Annotated in this window: 9 protein-coding genes and 1 pseudogene; 8 read left to right on the top strand and 2 right to left on the bottom strand. The window is 68.3% G+C overall.

Features of this window, described 5'->3' with window-relative positions; genetic code table 11:
- The first annotated feature begins 45 nt into the window (after positions 1–45).
- From VPH41_RS14285 to VPH41_RS14260, 6 genes are all read left to right on the top strand, one after another.
- Entirely contained in the window at positions 46–12,687 is a 12,642-nt protein-coding gene (locus VPH41_RS14285; protein WP_328570541.1) for a filamentous haemagglutinin family protein, read from the top strand.
- Positions 12,684–13,424: an RNA polymerase sigma factor gene (locus VPH41_RS14280; protein WP_328570540.1), complete on the top strand. Its 741-nt coding sequence runs from the start codon at positions 12,684–12,686 to the stop codon at positions 13,422–13,424. The genes VPH41_RS14285 and VPH41_RS14280 overlap by 4 nt, the downstream gene beginning before the upstream one ends.
- A gap of 112 nt (positions 13,425–13,536) precedes the next feature.
- Complete coding sequence (paoA, locus tag VPH41_RS14275; protein WP_152284952.1) at positions 13,537–14,196, top strand: aldehyde dehydrogenase iron-sulfur subunit PaoA; 660 nt, start codon at positions 13,537–13,539, stop codon at positions 14,194–14,196.
- Positions 14,193–15,152, top strand: coding sequence for an FAD binding domain-containing protein (locus VPH41_RS14270; protein WP_328570539.1), 960 nt, complete (start codon positions 14,193–14,195; stop codon positions 15,150–15,152). Before paoA ends, VPH41_RS14270 begins: the two co-directional genes overlap by 4 nt.
- A gap of 3 nt (positions 15,153–15,155) precedes the next feature.
- A complete protein-coding gene (gene paoC / locus VPH41_RS14265) occupies positions 15,156–17,363 on the top strand; it encodes an aldehyde oxidoreductase molybdenum-binding subunit PaoC (protein ID WP_328570538.1) in 2,208 nt (735 codons plus the stop codon).
- A 74-nt stretch (positions 17,364–17,437) separates the two neighbouring features.
- Positions 17,438–18,157 carry an SIMPL domain-containing protein gene (locus VPH41_RS14260; RefSeq protein ID WP_328570537.1) on the top strand — a complete coding sequence of 240 codons (720 nt, stop codon included), beginning with the start codon at positions 17,438–17,440 and terminating at the stop codon, positions 18,155–18,157.
- Positions 18,158–18,199: 42 nt separating this feature from the next.
- Here the strand turns inward: VPH41_RS14260 and VPH41_RS14255 are convergent, their stop codons facing one another.
- Positions 18,200–18,691, bottom strand: a complete 492-nt coding sequence (locus VPH41_RS14255; protein ID WP_328570536.1) for a hypothetical protein — start codon at positions 18,689–18,691, stop codon at positions 18,200–18,202.
- 127 nt (positions 18,692–18,818) lie between these two features.
- On the opposite strand from VPH41_RS14255, the gene VPH41_RS14250 reads away from it, so the two are divergent.
- Both VPH41_RS14250 and VPH41_RS14245 read left to right on the top strand, forming a co-directional pair.
- On the top strand, positions 18,819–19,337 hold the full coding sequence (locus tag VPH41_RS14250) for a sigma-70 family RNA polymerase sigma factor (protein WP_328570535.1): 519 nt from the start codon (positions 18,819–18,821) through the stop codon (positions 19,335–19,337).
- Positions 19,334–20,320: a FecR family protein gene (locus tag VPH41_RS14245; RefSeq protein WP_328570534.1), complete on the top strand. Its 987-nt coding sequence runs from the start codon at positions 19,334–19,336 to the stop codon at positions 20,318–20,320. Before VPH41_RS14250 ends, VPH41_RS14245 begins: the two co-directional genes overlap by 4 nt.
- A gap of 9 nt (positions 20,321–20,329) precedes the next feature.
- Here the strand turns inward: VPH41_RS14245 and VPH41_RS14240 are convergent.
- Positions 20,330–20,448: pseudogene (locus VPH41_RS14240) on the bottom strand (IS1595 family transposase); the annotation flags it as partial.

The raw sequence follows: 20,448 nt of genomic DNA, 5'->3' as shown, positions 1-20,448 counted from the left end.
ACCGCCAGGCTCCGTTCCCTTCTCTCTAGCCAGGAAACCATTGCCATGACCAAGCTTCACACTGCCCAGCGCCCAGTCCCAAACGTCGACACGGGCGCGCAGCGGTCCTCCACGCTGGGCAGCCGCTTGCGGCTCACGCCGCTCGCTTACGCGCTGACCACCATGCTGATGGCGGGCGCCTTTGCCACGCCCGCGCGTGCGCAGCAGGCGTTCAGCGGCAGCTGGTTCGCGGCCAAGGGCGCGGCGCAGAATACGGCGGCCACCTCGGGCCGGCTGCCGAATGGCCAGCCGCTGCCGCCGGGCAGCCGGCCCGAGGGCCAGCAACAGCAGGCAAATGCGCAGTTGCAGCGCTCGCTCAACAACCTGAACCTGGCCGCGCGCGCCATCGCCGCCCAGCAAGCGGCCCAGGCGCAGGCGCGCCAGGCTGCCGCGGGCGGCGCCAGTGCGCCAAATGGCCTGGCACAGGGCGGCTTGCAGGTCGACACCAACAGCCTGACGGCCGGCTGGCTCAATGCCCAGGCGCCCGTGCAGACGGTAGCGGCGGGCAAGACGGCCGTGGTGGTGCAGCAGACGGCGGACAAGGCCATCCTGAACTGGGAAACGTTTAACGTCGGCAAGGACACGACATTGACGTTCCAGCAGCAAAAGGATTGGGCCGTGCTGAACCGGGTCAACGATCCGCAAGCGCGTCCCAGCCAGATCCAGGGCCAGATCAAGGCCGATGGCACGGTGCTGCTGGTCAACCGCAACGGCATCGTGTTTACGGGCACGAGCCAGGTCGACACGCGCAGCCTGGTGGCGGCCGCGGCCCGCATCAGCGATGCGCAATTCCAGAAAAACGGCATCTACAGTGCCGGCACGGCCGGCGCCACGACGTTGACGGATGCGGCCGGCAAGGTGCAGGTGCAGGCGGGCGCGCGCCTGGCCAGCAATGCGCCCAAGGGCAGCACGGAAGGGGGCGGCTACGTGATGCTGCTGGGCCAGGAAGTCCACAACGGGGGAGAAATCAGCACGCCGAAAGGCCAGGCCCTGCTGGCCGCCGGCGACAGTTTCGCCATCAAGAAAGGCGTGGGCACGGACGGCAATCCCCTGTCGACCACGCGCGGCAGCGCAGTCACGCCCCAGTTCGCGGCCGGCAGCACGGCGGGCAAGGTGGTCAACACGGGCCTGATCCAGGCGCGCGAAGGCGACGTCACTCTGGCCGGGCGCACGGTGCAGCAGGACGGCGTGCTGCTCGCGTCCACCACCACGGCCACGCGCGGCACCATTCACCTGAACGCGCTGGGCAGCGACGCGGCCGTCACCGTGGGACGGGGCGCCACCACGGCCATCCTCGTCGAGGACGACGGCAAGACGACGGCGCTCGACAGCCAGCGCGACGCCATGCGCGGCCCGGCCGTGACGTCCACGGAAAATATCCTCGCCGTCAACGACCGCCGCGACCAGTCGCGCATCGAGATCGGCAGCGCCGGCACGGTGGAATTCATGGGCGATTCCTTGACCCTGGCCACGGGCGGCCAGATCGCCGTCAACGCGGCCAGCCGCAGCCTGCTGCGCGACGGCGCGCAGCTCGACGTCTCCGGCGCCGTGGGCGTGAAGGTGGCGATGGAAGCGAACAATGTCGAAATTAACGTGCAGGGCAACGAGCAGCGCGATGCGCCCGTCAACCGCGACGGCAAGGCCTTGATCAACAACAATATCTGGGTGGACCGCCGCAAGCTCGTGTTCGTACCAAAAGGCACGAACGGCTACGACAGCGACCGCTGGTACACGGCGGGCGGCTTGCTGGAAGTGGCCGGTTACCTGGGCACGCAGGGCCATTCCGTCAGCGAATGGATGGCGCAGGGCGGCACGGTCAGCTTCGGCGGCAAGGACGTCGTCACACAGCTTGGCTCCAGCATCAACCTGTCGGGCGGCACCCTGGACGTGCAGACGGGCGCGCTGCGCCAGACCTGGCTGAAAGGCGCGGACGGCAAGCTATATGAGGCCGGCAGCGCGCCCGCGGACCTTGCGTATGCGGGCGTGTACAAGGGTTACGAGGAAGAGCACGCGCGCTGGGGCAAGGATGCCAGCGCCTTTTACGCCAATCCATTGATCGCCGCGCAGAAGCGCCTGGAAAACGGCTACACGGTGGGCCGCGACGCGGGCAAGCTGGTGGTGGCCACGGGATCGGCCGTGCTGGAAGGGGGCATCGCGGGCGACGTCTTCCAGGGCGAGCGCCAGGCGCAGGCGCCGCAAGCGCTGCTGGACGGTTACCAGCAGTCGCAGCTGGCGGCCGCGCAGCGGGGCCAGCTGATCGTGGGCCAGTATCAGCCCATGTTCGACAAGCGCACGGGCGTGCTGCAGCATGCGCTGTCGGCCGTCATGGACGAGGTGCGCCTGACGCGCGTGCAGGACGGCATCGCCGCCGGCCTCGACGTGACAGGCGTGCTGTCCACTGAGCGCGAGGGCAAGCTGCTGCTCGACACCACCTTGCTGAATAATCAGCAATTGGGCGCCCTGCGCATCGCCGCCAAGGGCGCGATCACCGTCGACAGCGCGCTGCAGGTGGCCGATGGCGGCAATATCACCCTGTTCGGCAAGGACGTGGCCATCAATGCCAGCCTGCGCAGCCGTGGCGGCAGCATCGCGGCCGGCAACGTGCTGAACCAGATCGGTTCGCTGGGCATGCTCGATACCTTCGTCAATCCGGGCGTGCCCCCGGGCACGCTGGTGCTGGCCGACGGCGTCACGCTCGATACCAGCGGCTTGCTCAGTAACGTGCTGCGCGACCCGCTGGCCGCCGCCGGCCTGCCTTATATGAACGGCGGCAGCATATCGTTGCGAACGTATGGCGACGTGCGCATCGGCAATGGCAGCCTGGTCGACGTCAGTTCCGGCGCGGCCATCCTGGCGCAGGCGAAACAGCAGGGCGGCAAGGGCGGCAACGTGACCTTGGCCAGCTACGGACCGAAGGCCGACCTGGTGCTGGGCGAGGGCGCGCAAGTGCGCGGCCACGGCGTGGCGGGCGGCGGCAAGCTGGAATTGCAGGCCAACAAGATCATGATCGGCAACGTTGAAAAACCCGCCGCGGGTGCCCTGCAGCTGGACGGCGGCTTCTTCGACAAGGGTTTTTCCAGCTACAGCCTGGTCGGCAAGCAGGGCGTGACGGTAGCGGACGGCACGCAGGTGGACGTGCGCATGCCGGTATTGCGCGTGGTGGACAATGAAAAACTGGCCCTGTGGACGCCGGAACAGGTCACGGAAAATCCGCTGAAGGGCACCTTGACGCAGCGCAAGGGCGCCAGCCTGGCCGTGCAGGTGGGCGATATCCAGTCCGGCGCGGCCGACATGGCCATCGCCGAGTTGCTGGTGGGCAAGAATGCCGTGGTCAGCGTCGATGCGGGCCAGTCCATCAAGCTGTCCAGCGTGGGCCAGCTGACGGTGGAAGGGCGCCTGAACGCATGGGGCGGCAAGATCAGCCTGGGCGGCGTGGGCGTCGACAAGCCCGTGTCCGAGGCGGTGGAGGCGGCCGGCCATGGCCGCTCCATCTGGATCGGCGACAACGCCGTGCTCGACGTGGCATCGCGCGCCGTCAGCGCCACGGACGCGCAGGGTCGGCGCTACGGCAAGGTGGTCGATGGCGGCAGCATCGTCGTCGGCGGCGAGATCGACCATGCGCAGGGCAGCACCTCGGCGGCCAGCCTGTTCGTCGTCGTGCGCGACGGCGCCGTGCTCGACGCGTCCGGCGCGCACGCCGTGCTCGACGTCAATGGCGACGCCATCGACGTGGCCAGCGCGGGCGGCAGCATCGCGCTGGCGTCGAACAACGGCCTGTACCTCGATGGCCAGCTGCGGGCCAGGGCGGGCGGCGCGGGCGCGGCGGGCGGCACCCTGTCCGTGGCCACGGGCACGCCCGAATACCTGAAAGTGCTGGCCACGCCCAAGGTGCTGCAGGGCCGCCAGCTGCGGCTGACGCAGCGCCAGGCGGCCAGCGATCTGGCCGGCGGTGTGACGGCGCGGGAAGCGGCCCAGGACGGGCCGCAGGCGCTGCAGTACGGCCATGGCCGTTTTTCCGTGGAACAGGTGGAGGCAGGCGGTTTCGGCAATCTGGCCCTGCTGGGCGCCGCCAGCTTCGATGGCGACGTGTCGCTGACGATGCGGCAAAGCTTCCAGCTGTACGGCGGGCCTGTGCTGTCGCCCGGCAGTTCGCCCGACGCGAAGGTCAGCGTGGCGGCGCCGTATGTGCGGCTGGCCAGCATCAAGCCGGCCGGCCGCGATTTCTATACGACGCCCGGCAGCGCAGGGAAGTCGCCGGTCGCCAGCCAGATCAGCATAGCGGGCGACCTGATCGACGTGCGCGGCATGGTCGAAGTCGTGGCCAACGACGTGCGCCTGACCAGCCGCGGCGACCTGCGCTTCCTGCTGTCGCCGCTGGGCTGGGATGGCAACCAGCCGTCGACGGTGCTGTCTTCGCCGGGCGACATGACCCTCAAGGTGGCCCAGATGTATCCGGCCACGGGCGCCGGCGCTGCCGTGCGCGTGGGCATGGATATAAAAAACGGCAATATCGTCTACGATCCCGAGCGCAGCCTGACCATTGCGCGCAGCACGGACAGCATTCCCGCCGTGCCGTACTCGGCCTTTGGCATGCTGCAGCTGGGCGCCGCCCATATCGAGCAGGGCGGCATCGTGCGCGCGCCGCTGGGCCTGCTTAACCTGGGCCTCAGCCTGCGCGCGGACGAGAATAGCCTGAGCATCAATTTCTTGCCTGGCAGTATCACCTCCGTCAGCGCCGCCGGCATGGTCATGCCGTATGGCGGCACGGCCGATGGCCAGAACTGGAACGTCGATGGCAAGAAGACGGAGTTTCTCGGCGTCGGCGGCAGTAGCGTCAACGGCACCATGCGCATCGGCGTCGATATCGCCAGTGTGGCCGTGGCCGTCAAGCCGGGCGCGCTGCTGGACTTGTCGGGCGGCGGCGAACTGACGGGCGCCGGCTTCATCGCCGGCCGCGGCGGCTCCACCGATGCGCGCTACCATCCGCTGGTGCAAGTGGGGGCGAACGGCGGGTTTGTCCTGCCGGGCCTGGCGACGAATCCCGTGTACGCCATCGTGCCGGGCGTGCAGGCGCCGCAGGCGCCCGTGGGCGGCGACCAGGCCGCTTCCGACCCGGTCGTGGGCCGGCAGGTGACGATAGGCAGCGGCGTGCCGGGTTTGCCCGCCGGCACCTACACGTTGATGCCATCGACCTACGCCCTGTTGCCGGGCGCCTTCCGCGTGGAACTGAACGGCCTGGCGGGGCAGGCGAGTGGCGGCGCCCCGGCGCAGCCGCTGCGCAACGGTTCCTGGGCAGCGCCCGGCACGCTGTCGATCGCGGGCACGGATATCCGCGCGCCGCTGGCCAGCCAGCTGATACTCACGCCGGCCAAGGTCTTGCGCACGTATTCGCAGTACAACGAAATGGGCTATACGGCGTTTGCCCTGGCCGACGCGCAAACGCGGGGCATTCCCCGCGCGCTGCTGCCGGCCGATGCGAAGACGTTCAAGCTGCAACTGGCGCCCGGCGCCGGCATCGACTCCTTCCAGTTCGAGGGCACGGGCAAGTTCGGCGCGGCCACGGGCGGCTTCGGCGGCACCGTGTCGGTGATCGCGGGCGGCCCAGAGGATCTTGAAATCATCGCCGACGGCGCGCCCGCCACGCCGGGTTTTGACGGCGTCACGCTGCATGCCGGCAGCCTGAACGCGATGGGCGCGGCGCGCATCGTCATCGGTTCCACGCCCATCATCAATTACGGACAGGGCGGTAATTACATCAGTTTTGGCACGGCGCAGGCACACAATATCTACCTGCGCCGCGGCGCCATCCTGGCGGCGCCGGAAGTGATGCTGCTGGCGCGCGATCCCTGGAATACGGACTTGACCGCCGGCCTGATCGATGTTGCGCCAGGCGCGGGCATCAACACGGTGGGCCGCGGCAAGGCCGCCTATGACTCCAACGACGGTTTTATCTACCAGAGCAACGAGGGCATCCATATGCTGGCCGCCTCGAACGGCTTGATGAATGTGGTCCCTGTCGGCGGTTCGGCGCGCGGCGGCATCAGCATCGGCGTGTGCGGCGACGCCTGCGCCGGCACGGCCAGCCTGTACTCGGAAGGCACCTTGCTGATGTCGACGAACGGCAGTTTCGAGCTGGACAACTCGGCCCGCTACGGCACGCGCAACCTGAGCCTGGCGGTAGGCGCCATCAACATGGGCAGCAGCGAGGCGCTGGCGGCGGCCCAGGCCAGCGGCACGCGTTCCAGCGGCCTGGCCATGAACCAGGGCGTGCTGGAGCGCCTGCTGCGCGGCGACACCAGCACGGGCGCGCCGGCCCTGCAGGCGTTGATGCTGAGCGCGGCCGACAGCGTCAATTTCTATGGCGACGTGGTGCTCGATACCTACGACAAGACGACGGGCAAGTCCACCCTGGAGCGCCTGGTGCTGACCACGCCGGCCATGTATGGCCAGGGCGACGACGGCGCGGTGGCCACCATCCGCACGGCCAAGCTGATCTGGGGCGGCGCCCTGTCGCAGGCCGGCAATGTGATCACGCACGGCGCCGGCACGGGCAGCGGCACCCTGAACCTGGAGGCGGAGCGCATCGATTTCGGTTTCGGCCCGTTCACGCAGCCGGCCGGCGTCGCCTCGTTCGACCGCCTGGCGCTGGGTTTTGCCAATGTCAACCTGAAGGCCAGCGGACAGGTCACGGCCAACCACAAGGGCAGCCTGTCCGTCTACCAGGCGCAGGACGGCTACGAGACGGGCAAGGGCTACCAGTACAGCGGCGGCAAACTGAACATCATCACGCCGCTGCTGACGGGCGAGGCCGGTTCCACGCATAGCTACACGGCGGGCGGCGCCCTGACGGTGGCGGCGCCGGCCGGCGTGGCGCCGGCCGCGCCCGTCAAGAACAACGATGGGCTCGGTGCTCAGTTGAGCTTGAACGGCGACAGCGTCAGCGTGGCCACGGCCGTGGTGCTGCCGAGCGGCGAGCTCACCGTCAGCGCGCAGCATGACATCACCGTGGCGGACGGCGCCCGCCTCGACCTGGCGGGCCGCAAGAGCACTTTCTTTGACGTGGATAAATACAGCTGGGGCGGCGACGTGACCCTGGACAGCCGCGCCGGCGACATCCGCCAGGGTGCCGGGAGCGTGATCGACCTGTCGGCCGACAACAACCGCGCCGGCAGCCTGAAGGCCGTGGCGCTCGACGGCGCTGCCGGCATGGTGGACTTGCAGGGCAAGATCCTGGGCGGCGCCAGCGGCAGCTACGACGCGGGCGGCACCATGGTGCCGTACAAGAAGGGCAGCGTGGACGTGCGCGCGCAAACCCTGGGCGCGGGCGGCAAGCTTGACAGCCAGTTCGCGTCGCTGAACCAGCGCCTGACGGAAGGCGGCGTGACGGGCGCGCGCAGCTTCCAGCTGAAACGGGGAGACTTGACCATCGGCAATGAGGTCAAGGCGGGCGAAGTGCAGGTGTCCGTCGACAATGGCAGTCTCGCCGTCGCAGGCGTGATCGATGCCAGCGGCGAGCGCGTGGGCAGCATCCGCCTGGCCGGCAAGCATGGATTGACGTTGGCCGGCAACGCCGTGCTCGACGCGCATGGCACCGTCCTGCGCGTCGACAGCTATGGCAAGATCATCGACAGCCCGAACCGCGCCACGGTGGAACTGAATGCGGGCGAGGGCGCATTGAACCTGGCCGGCGGCGCGCAGATCGACGTGCGCCACGGCACGGCCGCCGTGGCGGGCAAGGGCAAGGGCGAATATGACGGCGCCGCGCGCGGCACGGTGGAATTGTATGCGCCGCGCTTGGGCAGCGGCGGCGCGCGCACGGATGCGGACGCCGCCACATTTGGCGACATCGCCATTGCGGCCGGCGGCGGCTTGACCATCCGCGGCGCGAAATCCATCGCCGTCAACGCCATGCAGCGCTACGACGACGCGGCCTACGCCACAGTGCCGGGCGCCAATGGACAGCCGGTGCAAGACCTGTCGGCCAGCGGCCGCCCCTACCAGGTGATCAACCAGGCGTATCTGGACAGCAAGCACGGCGACAGCACGGCCTTCATCGATGCGGCGCTGGCCAATACGGCCTTGCGCAACGGCAAACTGGCGGGCCTGGCCACGGCCGCGTATGCCGATGCGCTGCATGTGCGTCCCGGCGTCGATATCGTCGGCAAGACGGCGGACGGCGACCTGGTGGTGCAGGGCGACCTGGATCTGTCGGGCATGCGCTACGCGAGCCTCAATCCCCGCTTCCAGCGCACGACCGTGCGCGGCTCGGGCGAGGTGGGCAGCCTGCTGCTGCGCGCCGGCGGCGATTTGAATATTTACGGCAGCATCAACGACGGCTTCGCGCCGCCGCCCGCCACCAAGGACGAGAACGGCTGGCGCCTGCTGCCGGGGCGCGACATCAATGGCAGCGACGTCATCGTGCCGGGCAAGGGCGTGACCGTGGCCGATGGCACGCTGTTCCCGGGCGGCATCGCGCTCAATTATGACCTGCCCATCAAGGGTTTCAATTTGATGGCCAATACGCGCCTGCCCGTGGCCGTGACCCTGGACCAGGCCATGACCGTGCCGGCCGGTACGGTGCTGGCGGCTGCCGTGCGCGACAGTGCCGGCAATATCGTCCACGCGGCCGGCACCTTGCTGGCCACGGAGCAGACCTTCACCGCCGGCATGCGTCTGGACGCCGGCAGTGTGCTCAAGCAAGCGGTGAAAGTGAGCGCCATGACCTGGCCCAAGGGCGTGGCGCTGCCTGGCGTGGCCGGTGAACGCTCGGTCTTCGTACTCGATGGCAACCTGGCGCTGGCCGTGGGCTCGTTGATCCCGTCCGGCACCGACGTCAAGCTGTTGCCCGGTGTGGCGGCCATCGAGCTGCGTCCGGAAGTGGCGGGCAGCCAGGGCAAGCTGTGGGCCATCGCACCCATGCTGGCCGAAGGCTCGCAAGCGTGGGGCATGCGCCTGGTGGCCGGCGCCGACCTGGACGGGGCCGACACGCGCGCCGTGCAGGCGCATCCCGCGCACGGCACCCTGCGCCTGGCCGACAGCCACTACGGCATGTACGGCATCCTGGTCCCGCCGAAGGGCGTGCAGTACTGGAGCAAGGAAGCGGGAGAGCAGGGCATCGAAGGCATCGTGGCGGGCGAACCGATTTCCGAGGAATTTCTCAATCAGAACGGCACCACGATTGCGACGTTCTGCGCCGACACCCCCAGCTGGTGCGATCTGAGGGTGTCCTACGTGTGGACCAAAGTAGGCGCGGAAGAGTTTGCCGACCCCAAAACCAAGGAGGGCGACCTGCTCGATCCGGTGGCGCTGGGCTGGCCCACCATTTGCGAGGAGAACCCCACCTGGTGCGGCACGCCGAACCCCACGTTCGACTACAAGGCGAGCAGCCTGCGCCACAGCGTGCTGCGCACGGGCACGGGCGACCTGGACCTCGTCAGCGGCGGCGACCTGCGCGTGGACAGCCTGTATGGCGTGTACACGGCGGGCATGTCGTCTTCGCCGACGGTGGCCGGCGATCCGTACAACCTGCCGCGCTCGCGCAATGCGAACGGTACGGTGCTGGGCAACCCCGACGGCGCGCATGAACGCCTGGTCGATGGCGGCACCGACAGCATCTACCGGGCATGGTATCCGGACCAGGGCGGCAATCTGCTGCTGAAGGTGGCGGGTAACTTGAGCGGCTCGTTGCTCAACGCCTCGAGCGCCAACAACGAGCGTCCCGTCAGCAAGGATGGCCTGGCCGATTCGGTGCCGGTGGGCAACTGGCTGTGGCGCCAGGGCAGCGGCGGCGTGGCCACGGGCGGCCCGGCCCAGCCGACGGCGTGGTGGATCAACTTCGGCAGCTATATGCGCCGCGATACCCTGGCCGACACCGTGCTGGGTTTTACGGGCTTCGGTACCCTGGGCGGCGGCAATGTGCGCGCCGAGGTGGCGGGTGATGCGGGCGTGCAGACGCTGCTGACGGGCAGTTCCTATAACGCCAACATCAATCCCCGTTCGCAGGGCTTGCTGCTGGCCGTGGGCAGCACGGGCCGCGTGCAGGCCGACGGCAGCCTGCTGCTGACGGGCGGCGGCGACCTCGACCTGCGCGTGGGCGGTGCGCTCAATCCCGCCAGCACGCCCGGTGGAGGCTATCTGAATGGCGCGCTGGTCGACTTGCGGGGCCACGCGGAAACGTCGGCCACACAGCTGGGCAGCCTGGCGCTGCAGTACGGTTCGCAGCCTACCCAGCACGTACCGCTGGAAACGCGGGCCTATGACGCCTTCACGGCCACGCGTGCCACGCCGCGCGGCGGCATGCTCCTGGTACCCGGCGACGCCACCTTCAGCGTGGCGACCCTGGGCGACCAGGCGCTGCAGGATGTGGCCGACCCCGGCCGCGTGTCCCTGCCCAATGCCACGCCATTCACCGGCCCGTCCGGAGAGCAGGGCTATGGCTACAGCTGGTTCAGCCTGTGGACGCCGCGCACGGCGCTCGACCTGTTCTCTGCCGGCGGCAATATGACTCCCCTGAGCGGGTCGCTTGGCACGGCCACCGACCTGGCCATCGTCTACCCGTCCATCGTGCGGGCCGCGGCGCCGCATGGCAGCTTGTATTACGGCAAAGCAGTTGTCGACGCGATTGCCGCCACCAGTTATGCTGATCCGCTGATGCTGGCGCCATCGCCCAATGCGCAGCTGCAGTGGCTCGCCGGCGATTCCATCTATGCGGGCGGCTATGCCGTCAGCCAGTCCAGTGCTGCCGCCGACAGCATCGTCACGCCGTTCAAGCCTGGCTTTACGGGCTGGGATATCAGGACTTACGTGACCGATCCTCTGGCTGCCAATATCTCAAGCAAGGGGACGCCAGCAACGAAATGGAACTTCCCGCTGTTTGCCTTTGGACCGAATTCCTCGTCCGGCCCGGCGAACAGCGGTACGCAGGCCGCCCGCATCTATGCCGCCACGGGCGACCTGGTGGGCGTGAATAGCGGCCGCATCATCGAATTCACCGATGCCGCGCATGCGGGCATCACCTGGTACGAGGGAGGGCAAGCCGTGTGGATGAAGGCGGGACGCGATATCGTCAGCAGCGGCACGGCGCAGCTGGAAGCCCTGGATGGCACCGCCGCCGGCGAGATGCGCTTCAGGATTCTCAGCAACCTTTTCGTGCACAACAATGCATATGACGTATCGGTGGTCTCGGCCGGGCGCGACATCCTGGGCAGTTCCTTCAACGTGGCCGGTCCCGGCACGCTGGACATCAGCGCGGGCCGCAACATATTGATGCAGGACAAGGGCAGCGTCGTCAGCCTCGGTCCCGTCGTGACGGGAGACAAGCGTCCGGGCGCCGGCATCGCCATGCAGGCAGGCGTGGGGGCGGCCGGCCTCGATTACCTGCGCTTCGTCAAGCCGTATCTGGACCCGGCGAACGTGGCGCAGAAGGGCGTGCCGCTGGCGGACCAGGCGGGCAAGGTGGTGAAAGCGTACGACAGCGAATTGGCAACCTGGCTCGGTGAGCGCTACGGCTTCAAGGGCACGGCGGCCGAAGCGCTGGCCTTTTATCTCGCCTTGCCCGAGCCGCAGCAGCGCGTATTCGCCCGCACCGTGTATTTTGCGGAACTGAAGGCGGGCGGGCGCGAATACAACGATGCGGACAGCTCGCGTTATGGCAGCTTCTTGCGCAGCCGCAACGCCATCGCGGGCCTGGCGCCGGCCACGGACGCCAGCGGCAAGGCGATGTCGTATGCGGGCGATATCGTCATGTACCGCGGCACGTATGCCGCCTACAATCCGCTTTCGCTGAACTATGACCGCATCGTTCCCCGCAGCGGCTACGTGCACACGAATTTCGGCGGCGATATCGAGCTGCTGACGCCAGGCGGCAAGCAGGTGCTGGGCATCGAAGGCGAGGCGCCCCCGTCGACCTCGGGCGTCATCACCAAGGGCGGCGGCAATATCGACCTGTTCTCGCACGGCAGCATCCTGCTGGGCCAGAGCCGCATCATGACGACGTTTGGCGGCGACATCCTCGGCTGGTCGTCGCAGGGCGACATCAACGCGGGGCGCGGTTCAAAGTCGACCATCGTCTACACGCCGCCCAAGCGCGTGTATGACAACTGGGGCAACGTGACCCTGTCGTCGGACGTGCCCAGCACGGGCGCCGGCATCGCCACCCTGGCGCCGATCGCGGAAGTGCCGGCCGGCGACGTGGACTTGCTGGCCCCGCTGGGCACCATCGACGCGGGCGAGGCGGGCATCCGCGTCTCGGGCAACGTCAACCTGGCCGCGCTGAAAGTGATGAATGCAGCCAACATCCAGGTCAAGGGCGAGGCCAAGGGCATGCCGACGGTGGCGTCCGTCAACGTGGCGGCCATGACGAACGCCAGCGCGGCCGCTTCCCAGGCCACGGCGGCGGCGCAGGACGTGGTGCAGCGCGAGCGCGCCGCCACCCGTTCCGCGCAGCCATCCGTGTTCACGGTGCGCGTGCTGGGCTTTGGCAGCGAGGCGCCGCCCGACAGCGCGCAAGCGGCACCGCAGGATGGCGCACGCATCGAGGCGGCCGATTACAACCCCCGCAGCGCCGTGCGCGTGCTGGGACTGGGGACGTTGCCGGAATCGGCCACGCGCCAGCTGACGGCGCAAGAGCGCAGCAGGTTGTCGCCATGATGGCCGGCATGGCGAAGGCGGCCGATGCCTTGCCCTTGCGCATGCCGGGCGCTGGCGGGCATGCGGGCATGGCCTGGTACCGGCCCGCCATCCGGCCCCGCCTGCGGGCGGCCAACGATGTGGCCCCGCCGCCATCGTTGCCCGCTCAGGGCGCCCGGCTGCAGGCGGTGCTGGAAGGCAATTACGCGGCGCTGCACCGGCGCCTGACGCGCCACCTGGGCTGCGCCGAGCTGGCCAGCGACAGCCTGCACGACGCCTGGCTGCGCCTGGGCGCGTGGACGGCAGGCGATGGCGCGCCGCTGGCGCACAGCCCCGCCGCCTATGTGTTCCGCGTGGCCTGCAACGCGGCCGTGGACAGCCTGCGCCGCAACCGCGCCTGGCTGTATGCGGACGAGCGTGACGGGGATGATGCCGCCGGCCTGGTCGATTTCCTCGCCGATACGGCGGCAGGGCCGGAACGCCTGGCCGAGCTGCAGGCCGACGTGCGCCGCCTGGCGCAGGCCGTCGAACTGCTGCCGCGGCGCCACCGGCAAGTGCTCGAAGCGCTGCGCGTGGACGAGCTGACCCGCCAGGAAGTGGCCGAACGGCACGACATGTCACTGCGCAACGTCGATACGGCCTTGCGCCAGGCGCTCGACCATTGCGCCCGCCACACGGGCTACGCGGCGCTGGGCGGAGTCGGCACGCCGCGGCGCAGTTTGCGCTTGCGCAAAGGACCAGCGCACATGGGCGGCTGACGGCTGATCTGCGTTCGTTCGCGTACAGACGCGTACATCTGCTGCTGCCAGACTGGCACTTCGGGCCTGCATGCGCCCACCCAGCCAGTCCACAGCCAGGAGGAAGCGCGACATGACAGAGTGTAATCACATCAATGCGGGCCGGCGCGGCTTGCTGATCGCCGGCGCGCTGTCGGCCACGGCCGTGGCCGTGCCCCGCGTGGCGGGCGCCGCGGAAGCGGTGACTGCGTCCACCCAGGCCGGTGTTGCACCGCCGCCCGTCCTGATGCAGGTGAGCCTCGACGTCAACGGCCAGCGCCGCAGCCTGGAACTCGACACGCGCACCACCTTGCTCGACGCCTTGCGCGAACACCTGCACCTGACGGGAACCAAGAAGGGCTGCGACCACGGCCAGTGCGGCGCCTGCACCGTCATGCTGGACGGCCAGCGCATCAATGCCTGCCTGACCCTGGCCGTGATGCATGACGGCGCCACGGTCACCACCATCGAGGGACTGGGCACGCCCGACAGACTGCATCCCATGCAAGCGGCCTTCATCGCGCATGACGGCTACCAGTGCGGCTACTGCACCCCGGGGCAGATCTGTTCGGCCGTGGCCGCGCTGGGAGAGATCCGCCAGGGCATTCCCAGCCACGTCAGCGTCGACCTGAACGCGCCGCCGCAGGCGACGCCGGAAGAATTGCGCGAACGCATGAGCGGCAATCTTTGCCGCTGCGGCGCGTATTCCAACATCATCGAAGCCATCGCGGAAGTGGCGGGGAGGCCGGCATGAGAGTGTTCAGCTATGAAAAGGCCGCCACGCCGGCCGAAGCGGCGGCCGCCGCCGTGCGCACGCCGGGCGCCCGCTTCATCGCGGGCGGCACGAATCTGCTCGACCTGATGAAGCTGGAGATTGAAACCCCCGCGCATTTGATCGACGTCAATGGCCTGGCCCTGGATAAAGTGGAAGCTACACAGGACGGGGGCTTGCGCATCGGCGCCCTCGTGCGCAACACGGCGCTGGCGGCCCATGCCACCGTGCGGCGCGATTACGCAGTCCTGTCGCGCGCCTTGCTGGCCGGCGCTTCGGCGCAATTGCGCAACAAGGCGACGACGGCCGGCAACCTGCTGCAGCGCACGCGCTGCCCGTATTTCTACGACACGAACCAGGCGTGCAACAAGCGCGTGCCGGGCAGCGGCTGCTCGGCCATCGCCGGCTTCAGCCGGCCGCTGGCCATTCTGGGCGGCAGCGACGCCTGCATCGCCACGCATCCCAGCGACATGGCCGTGGCCATGCGCGTGCTCGACGCGGCCATCGACACGGTGCGGGCCGACGGCAGCACGCGCAGCATCCCCATCGCGGACTTTTACCGCTTGCCGGGCAGCACGCCGCAGCGGGAAACGGTGCTGCAGCCGGGCGAACTGATCACCAGCGTCACCCTGCCGCGGCCCGTAGCCGGCATCCACATCTACCGCAAGGTGCGCGACCGCGCCTCGTATGCGTTCGCGCTCGTGTCCGTGGCAGCGATTATCTTGCCGGACGGCACGGGCAGGCTGGCCCTGGGCGGCGTCGCACCGCAGCCGTGGAGAGTGGCCGCGGCGGAGCAATCGATGCCCGACGGCGCCGCCGCCGTGAGCGCGCGCCTGCTGGCCGGCGCCAGACCGACGGCCGACAACGCTTACAAACTCATCCTGGCGCAGCGCACGATTGCGGCCGTGATGGCGCAAGCATCCGCACGGAAGGGCTAGACCATGAAATTCACGACACCGGCCACCACCAATCCCATCGACCAACTGAAAGTCGTGGGCCGCGCCACGGACCGCATCGACGGCCCCCTGAAAACCACGGGCACGGCGCCGTACGCGTACGAGCAGAACAAGGCTGCGCCGCACGCCGCCTACGGCTATGTCGTGGGCGCGGCCATTGCCAAGGGCCGCATCGATGCCATCGATACGGGTGCGGCCCGGCGCGCGCCCGGCGTGCTGGCCGTGGTGACGGCGGCATCGGCAGGGAAATTGGGAAAAGGCAAGATGAACACGGCCAATCTGCTGGGCGGCCCGGACATCCAGCATTACCACCAGGCCATTGCGCTGGTGGTGGCGGAAACGTTCGAGCAAGCCCGTTCGGCCGCGCAGTTGCTCGACGTGAAATATGTGGCGCAGCCGGGCGCCTTCGACCTGGCCCAGGCCAGGAGTGCGGCGGTCAAGCCCAAGGACGGCAAGCCCGACAGCAAGACGGGCAACTTCGCGGGCGCGTATGCGAATGCCCCCGTGCGCCTGGACGCCAGCTACACGACGCCCGACCAGTCGCATGCCATGATGGAGCCGCACGCCTCGATTGCCGCCTGGGACGGCGACAAGGTGACGGTCTGGACGGCGAACCAGATGGTGGACTGGGGCCGGGGCGACCTGGCCCGCACCTTGGGCGTGCCGAAAGACAAGGTGCGCATCGTCTCGCCCTACATCGGCGGCGGTTTCGGCGGCAAGCTGTTCGTGCGCGCGGAAGCCTTGCTGGCGGCGCTGGGCGCGCGCGCGGCGCAGCGTCCCGTCAAGGTAGCCCTGACGCGGCCCCTGATGTTCAACAACACGACGCACCGGCCCGCCACCATCCAGCGCGTGCGCATCGGCGCCGCGCGCGACGGCAAGATCACGGCCATCGGCCATGAATCGTGGTCCGGCGACTTGAAAGGGGGGCAGCCGGAAACGGCCGTGATGCAGACGCGGCTGCTGTATGCGGGGCCGAACCGCATGACGGCCATGCGCCTGGCCGTGCTGGACTTGCCGGAAGGTAATGCCATGCGCGCGCCGGGCGAGGCGCCGGGGCTGATGGCGCTGGAAATCGCCATGGACGAGATGGCGGATAAATTAAAAATGGACCCCATCGTCTTTCGCATCCTCAACGACACGAAAGTGGATCCGGAAAAACCGGGCAGGCCGTTTTCCCAGCGCCGCCTGATCGACTGCCTGCGCACGGGGGCTGTGGAGTTCGGCTGGAAGGCGCGCCAGCCGCAGCCGGGCGCGCGGCGCGACGGCCGCTGGCTCGTGGGCATGGGCGTGGCGGCCGCGTTCCGCAACAACCTGGTCATGAAGTCCGCGGCCAGGGTGCGCCTGGACGGCAACGGCGTGATCACGGTGGAAACGGACATGACGGATATCGGCACGGGCAGCTATACCATCATTGCCCAGACGGCGGCGGAAATGCTGGGCGTGACCTTGAACAAGGTGGTCGTGCGCCTGGGCGACTCGGATTTCCCCGTGTCGGCCGGTTCGGGCGGGCAGTGGGGCGGCAACAGTGCCACGGCCGGCGTGTATGCGGCGTGCGTGCGCCTGCGCCAGGCCATCGCGGGCAAGCTGGGCTTTGATGAAAGCCAGGCGCGCTTTTCGGATGGGCAAGTGAGCGAGGGCGAACGCAGCGTGCCCCTGGCGGCGGCCGCCTTCCATGGCGACGTGGTAGCCGAAGACCATATGGAATACGGCGATCTCGACAAGAAATTCCAGCAATCGACGTTTGGCGCCCATTTCGTGGAAGTGGGCGTGGACAGCGACACGGGCGAAGTGCGCGTGCGCCGCATGCTGGCCGTGTGCGCGGCCGGCCGCATCCTCAACCCGAAAGCGGCGCGCAGCCAGGTGATCGGCGCCATGACCATGGGCGTGGGCGCGGCCCTGATGGAAGAACTGGTGGTCGACCGGCGCCGCGGCTACTTCGTCAACCACGACCTGGCCGGCTACGAAGTGCCCGTGCATGCCGACATCCCGCACCAGGACGTCATCTTTTTAGATGAAACGGACCCCATGTCCTCGCCCATGAAGGCGAAAGGGGTAGGCGAGCTGGGCATCTGCGGCGTGGCGGCCGCCATCGCGAATGCTGTCTACAACGCGACGGGGGTGAGGGTGCGCGAGTATCCGGTGACCCTGGACAAGCTGCTGGCGAAATTGCCGGAATCGTCGCGGCTTGCGTGAGCGGGGCCGGCTATTGGGATTTTGTGCCTGCACTGCTATATTGTCGAAACATTCAACGAACATATGGGAGTGGCATGCAGCGCAAACTGTTGCTGGTGGTGGGTCTTTTTACCTTGAACATGGCCGCCCAGGCCTCGTCCCTGCCCGATTATCCCTTCATTTTCCAGACAGGGACGGCCCAGGTGGAAGTGCCGCCGGACATGGCCGTCATGGAGATCACCGTTGCCAGCCGGGGCGCCGATGCGGCAAAAACCTTGGGCGTGGTCAATGCCGGTACCGCCGAGGTCTTCCAGTTGCTGGGCAAGGTGAAAATTGCGCAGGCGGATATCCAGGCTTCCGAAATCATGCGCACGCTCGATTATTCAGGCAGGGAAAAACGCGATTCGCCGCCCATGTATGTCATCAACCGCAACCTGCGCGTGTGGGTCCGGGATTTGGCGGCATGGACGCCGCTGGTGTCGGAGCTGGCCGGCATGAAAAACATCACCCGGATGGATACGGAATTCAAGACCAGCGCGCACGACGCGCTGGTCGCTGAACTGGACCTGAAGGCTGCCAGGGATGCGGAAACGAAGGCGGCGCGCATTGCCAAATCGTTCAACCGGAAGATCGTCTCCGTCATGGCCATATCGGAAGCGTCGTTTCAATCGCTGGAGCGCACGCTGATGCATGCCGGCAATGAGGGTTTCGCGCCACCACCCTTTATTCCTCCCACGGAACCTTCGTCGGCCGTCCGCGCGCCGGGCAGCATCGCACTGGAGAAGAGCGTGAATGTCTTGTTCAAGTTGGAATAAGTGCAGCTGGCGGCGCGGCATGTCACTGCGCGCCCGGATTAGCTAAACAAGCGCTTTCCAGGCGATAACTTCCGCGTCCGTGAGGGCCGGCCCCCAGCCTGCGCGCAGTGACGCATCGTGTTGCGTATATTGCTCCAGCTCCGGCACGGCCACGCCGTGTTGCCCGCAGATGCGCAAGACCGCTTCCAGCTGCCGCCTGCTTGCCGGCAGATCGTCGCCATACCAGGTCGATGCGCTCGTTTCCAGCACGTGTTGCACCAGCTGCGTCAAGGTGTCGCGCAGATGCCCGGGGACGGCCTGGCATGCGTCGTCCGGCCATGGGTCGCCCATGCCCGTAATGGGCAGGCAGGCGAAGCCTTGCTGCCAGGCGGCAAAATCGCCGGCCCCGAGCTGCGCCACCTTCCAGACGTGATCGGTGAACGCGGACAGGGCCGGATGGCCGATGCCATGGCGCCGGCAAAAACGCTGCAGGCAGCTAGCGGCAATGCACTGGCGTGCAATCACGGAGAGGGCGTCTATCGGGAGGCTGGACATGGACGGGCAGTGCTTTCAAAGGTTGGGAGCGTTGTTCGCGCAGGACAACCATAGCAAAATTGCGCGACATCCTCCAGTCTCTGCAATATAATGAGAATCATTATCATTCATATCGCCGGATCGCTCCTTGTCTGCCTTGCCTTTCCCCTCGAATGACGCCGCCCTGGCCGCCAGCCTGTTCACGGGCCACCAGGGCTGGCTGCTGCAGCGCCTGCTGTTGCGCTTGCGTAACCGGGCGGAAGCGGAGGATGTGGCGTCGGAAACTTTCGTGCGCGTGCTGCATGCGGGGCGCCTGGCCGCCATCCGCGAGCCGCGCGCCTACCTGACGACGGTGGCGAAAAGCATCTTGCTGCAGCAGTGGCGGCGGCGCGATATCGAGCAGGCGTACATCGCGACCCTGGCCCAGCTGCCGGACGCCGTGCAGCCGTCGCCGGAAGAGCGCGCCGTGCTGCTCGAAGCGCTGGAGCGCCTGTCGCGCGCGCTCGATACCCTGTCCGTCAAGGCGCGCCGCGCCTTCCTGATGAGCCAGCTCGACGGCCTCACGTATGCGCAGATCGCCGATGCACTGGGCGTGTCGGCCAGCATGGTGCGCCAGTACATGGCGCAAGGCTTGCGCTGCTGCCTGGCCGCCGCGGACGCGGCATGAGCGTTTCCGCATCGATGCCTGCCCCTTCCGTACAGGATGCCGCCATCGGCTGGCTGGTCGAACTCAGTTCGGGCGAGGCCGATGCGGACCAGCACCAGGCGTTTGCGCGCTGGCTGGCGGCCGATGCGCGCCATGCGGCCGCCTGGCGCACCCTGGGGCAAGCCGTGGAACGCAGCGTCGGCCCGCTGCAGGGGGCGGGCGGGGCGGGGGCCGTCGGACAGACTTTGGTCCGCGCCGCGCAGCACGACAGGCAGCGGCGCCAGCTGCTGCAGGGCGCCCTGTGCCTGGCGGGCGCGGCCTTCGGCGGCGCCTGGCTGCTGCGCGGCAGTCCTTTCTTGCCGGACTGGAGCACCGACCTGCATACGGCCACGGCCACGCGGGGCCGCTTTGCGCTGGCCGACGGCAGCGTGCTGACCCTCGACGCCCGTTCCTCGGCCGACACGGATGTCGGCCATGGACACCGGCAAGCCACCTTGCGCCAGGGCCAGCTGCTGGCGCGCGTGGCGGCGGGGTCTACCCCCTTCTTGTTGCGCAGCAAGCACGGCACGGTGGCGGCGCAGGGCGGCGCGCTGATGCTGCGGCGCGAAGAACGGGGCACCGTGGCGCTGGCCGTGCACGGCGACGTGGAAGTGCGTCCCGCCGGCAACGGCTTGGCGCGCGTGCTGCGCCAGGGCCAGGCGGCGCGTTTCGACGGGGAACGCCTGCGCATGTTGCCGGACCTGGCGGCAAGCCAGGCGACGGCGTGGGAGCAGGGCATGCTGGTGGCCGTCGACCAGCCGCTAGGCGATCTCGTGGCCGCCTTGCGGCCCTACCACCACGGCTACCTCGACATCACGCCGGCCGCCGCCGCGCTGCGCGTGTCGGGCAATTACTCGCTCGACGACAGCGCTGCCACCCTGCTGGCGCTGGCGGAAACCCTGCCGGTCACCTTGCGGCAAGGTCCCGGCGGCTGGTGGTCCGGCATTGATCTGAAACACAGCTGATTTATTTGGCTATGTCACCGTCAAATGTGGGAATGCTCCCAGCGTTGCTTTCAATAATGTTTCTGGTGAGCGGATGCGCCTGGCGTCGAGTATCCAGCGCCAGCCCAGGTAATTGGGCAGGTAGCGCG

The organism is Janthinobacterium sp. P210006 (genome assembly GCF_036231885.1).
Taxonomy (GTDB): domain Bacteria; phylum Pseudomonadota; class Gammaproteobacteria; order Burkholderiales; family Burkholderiaceae_D; genus Janthinobacterium; species Janthinobacterium violaceinigrum.
The sequence above is the reverse complement of the archived record's forward strand: the minus strand, read 5'-3'. Positions and strand labels throughout refer to the sequence as shown.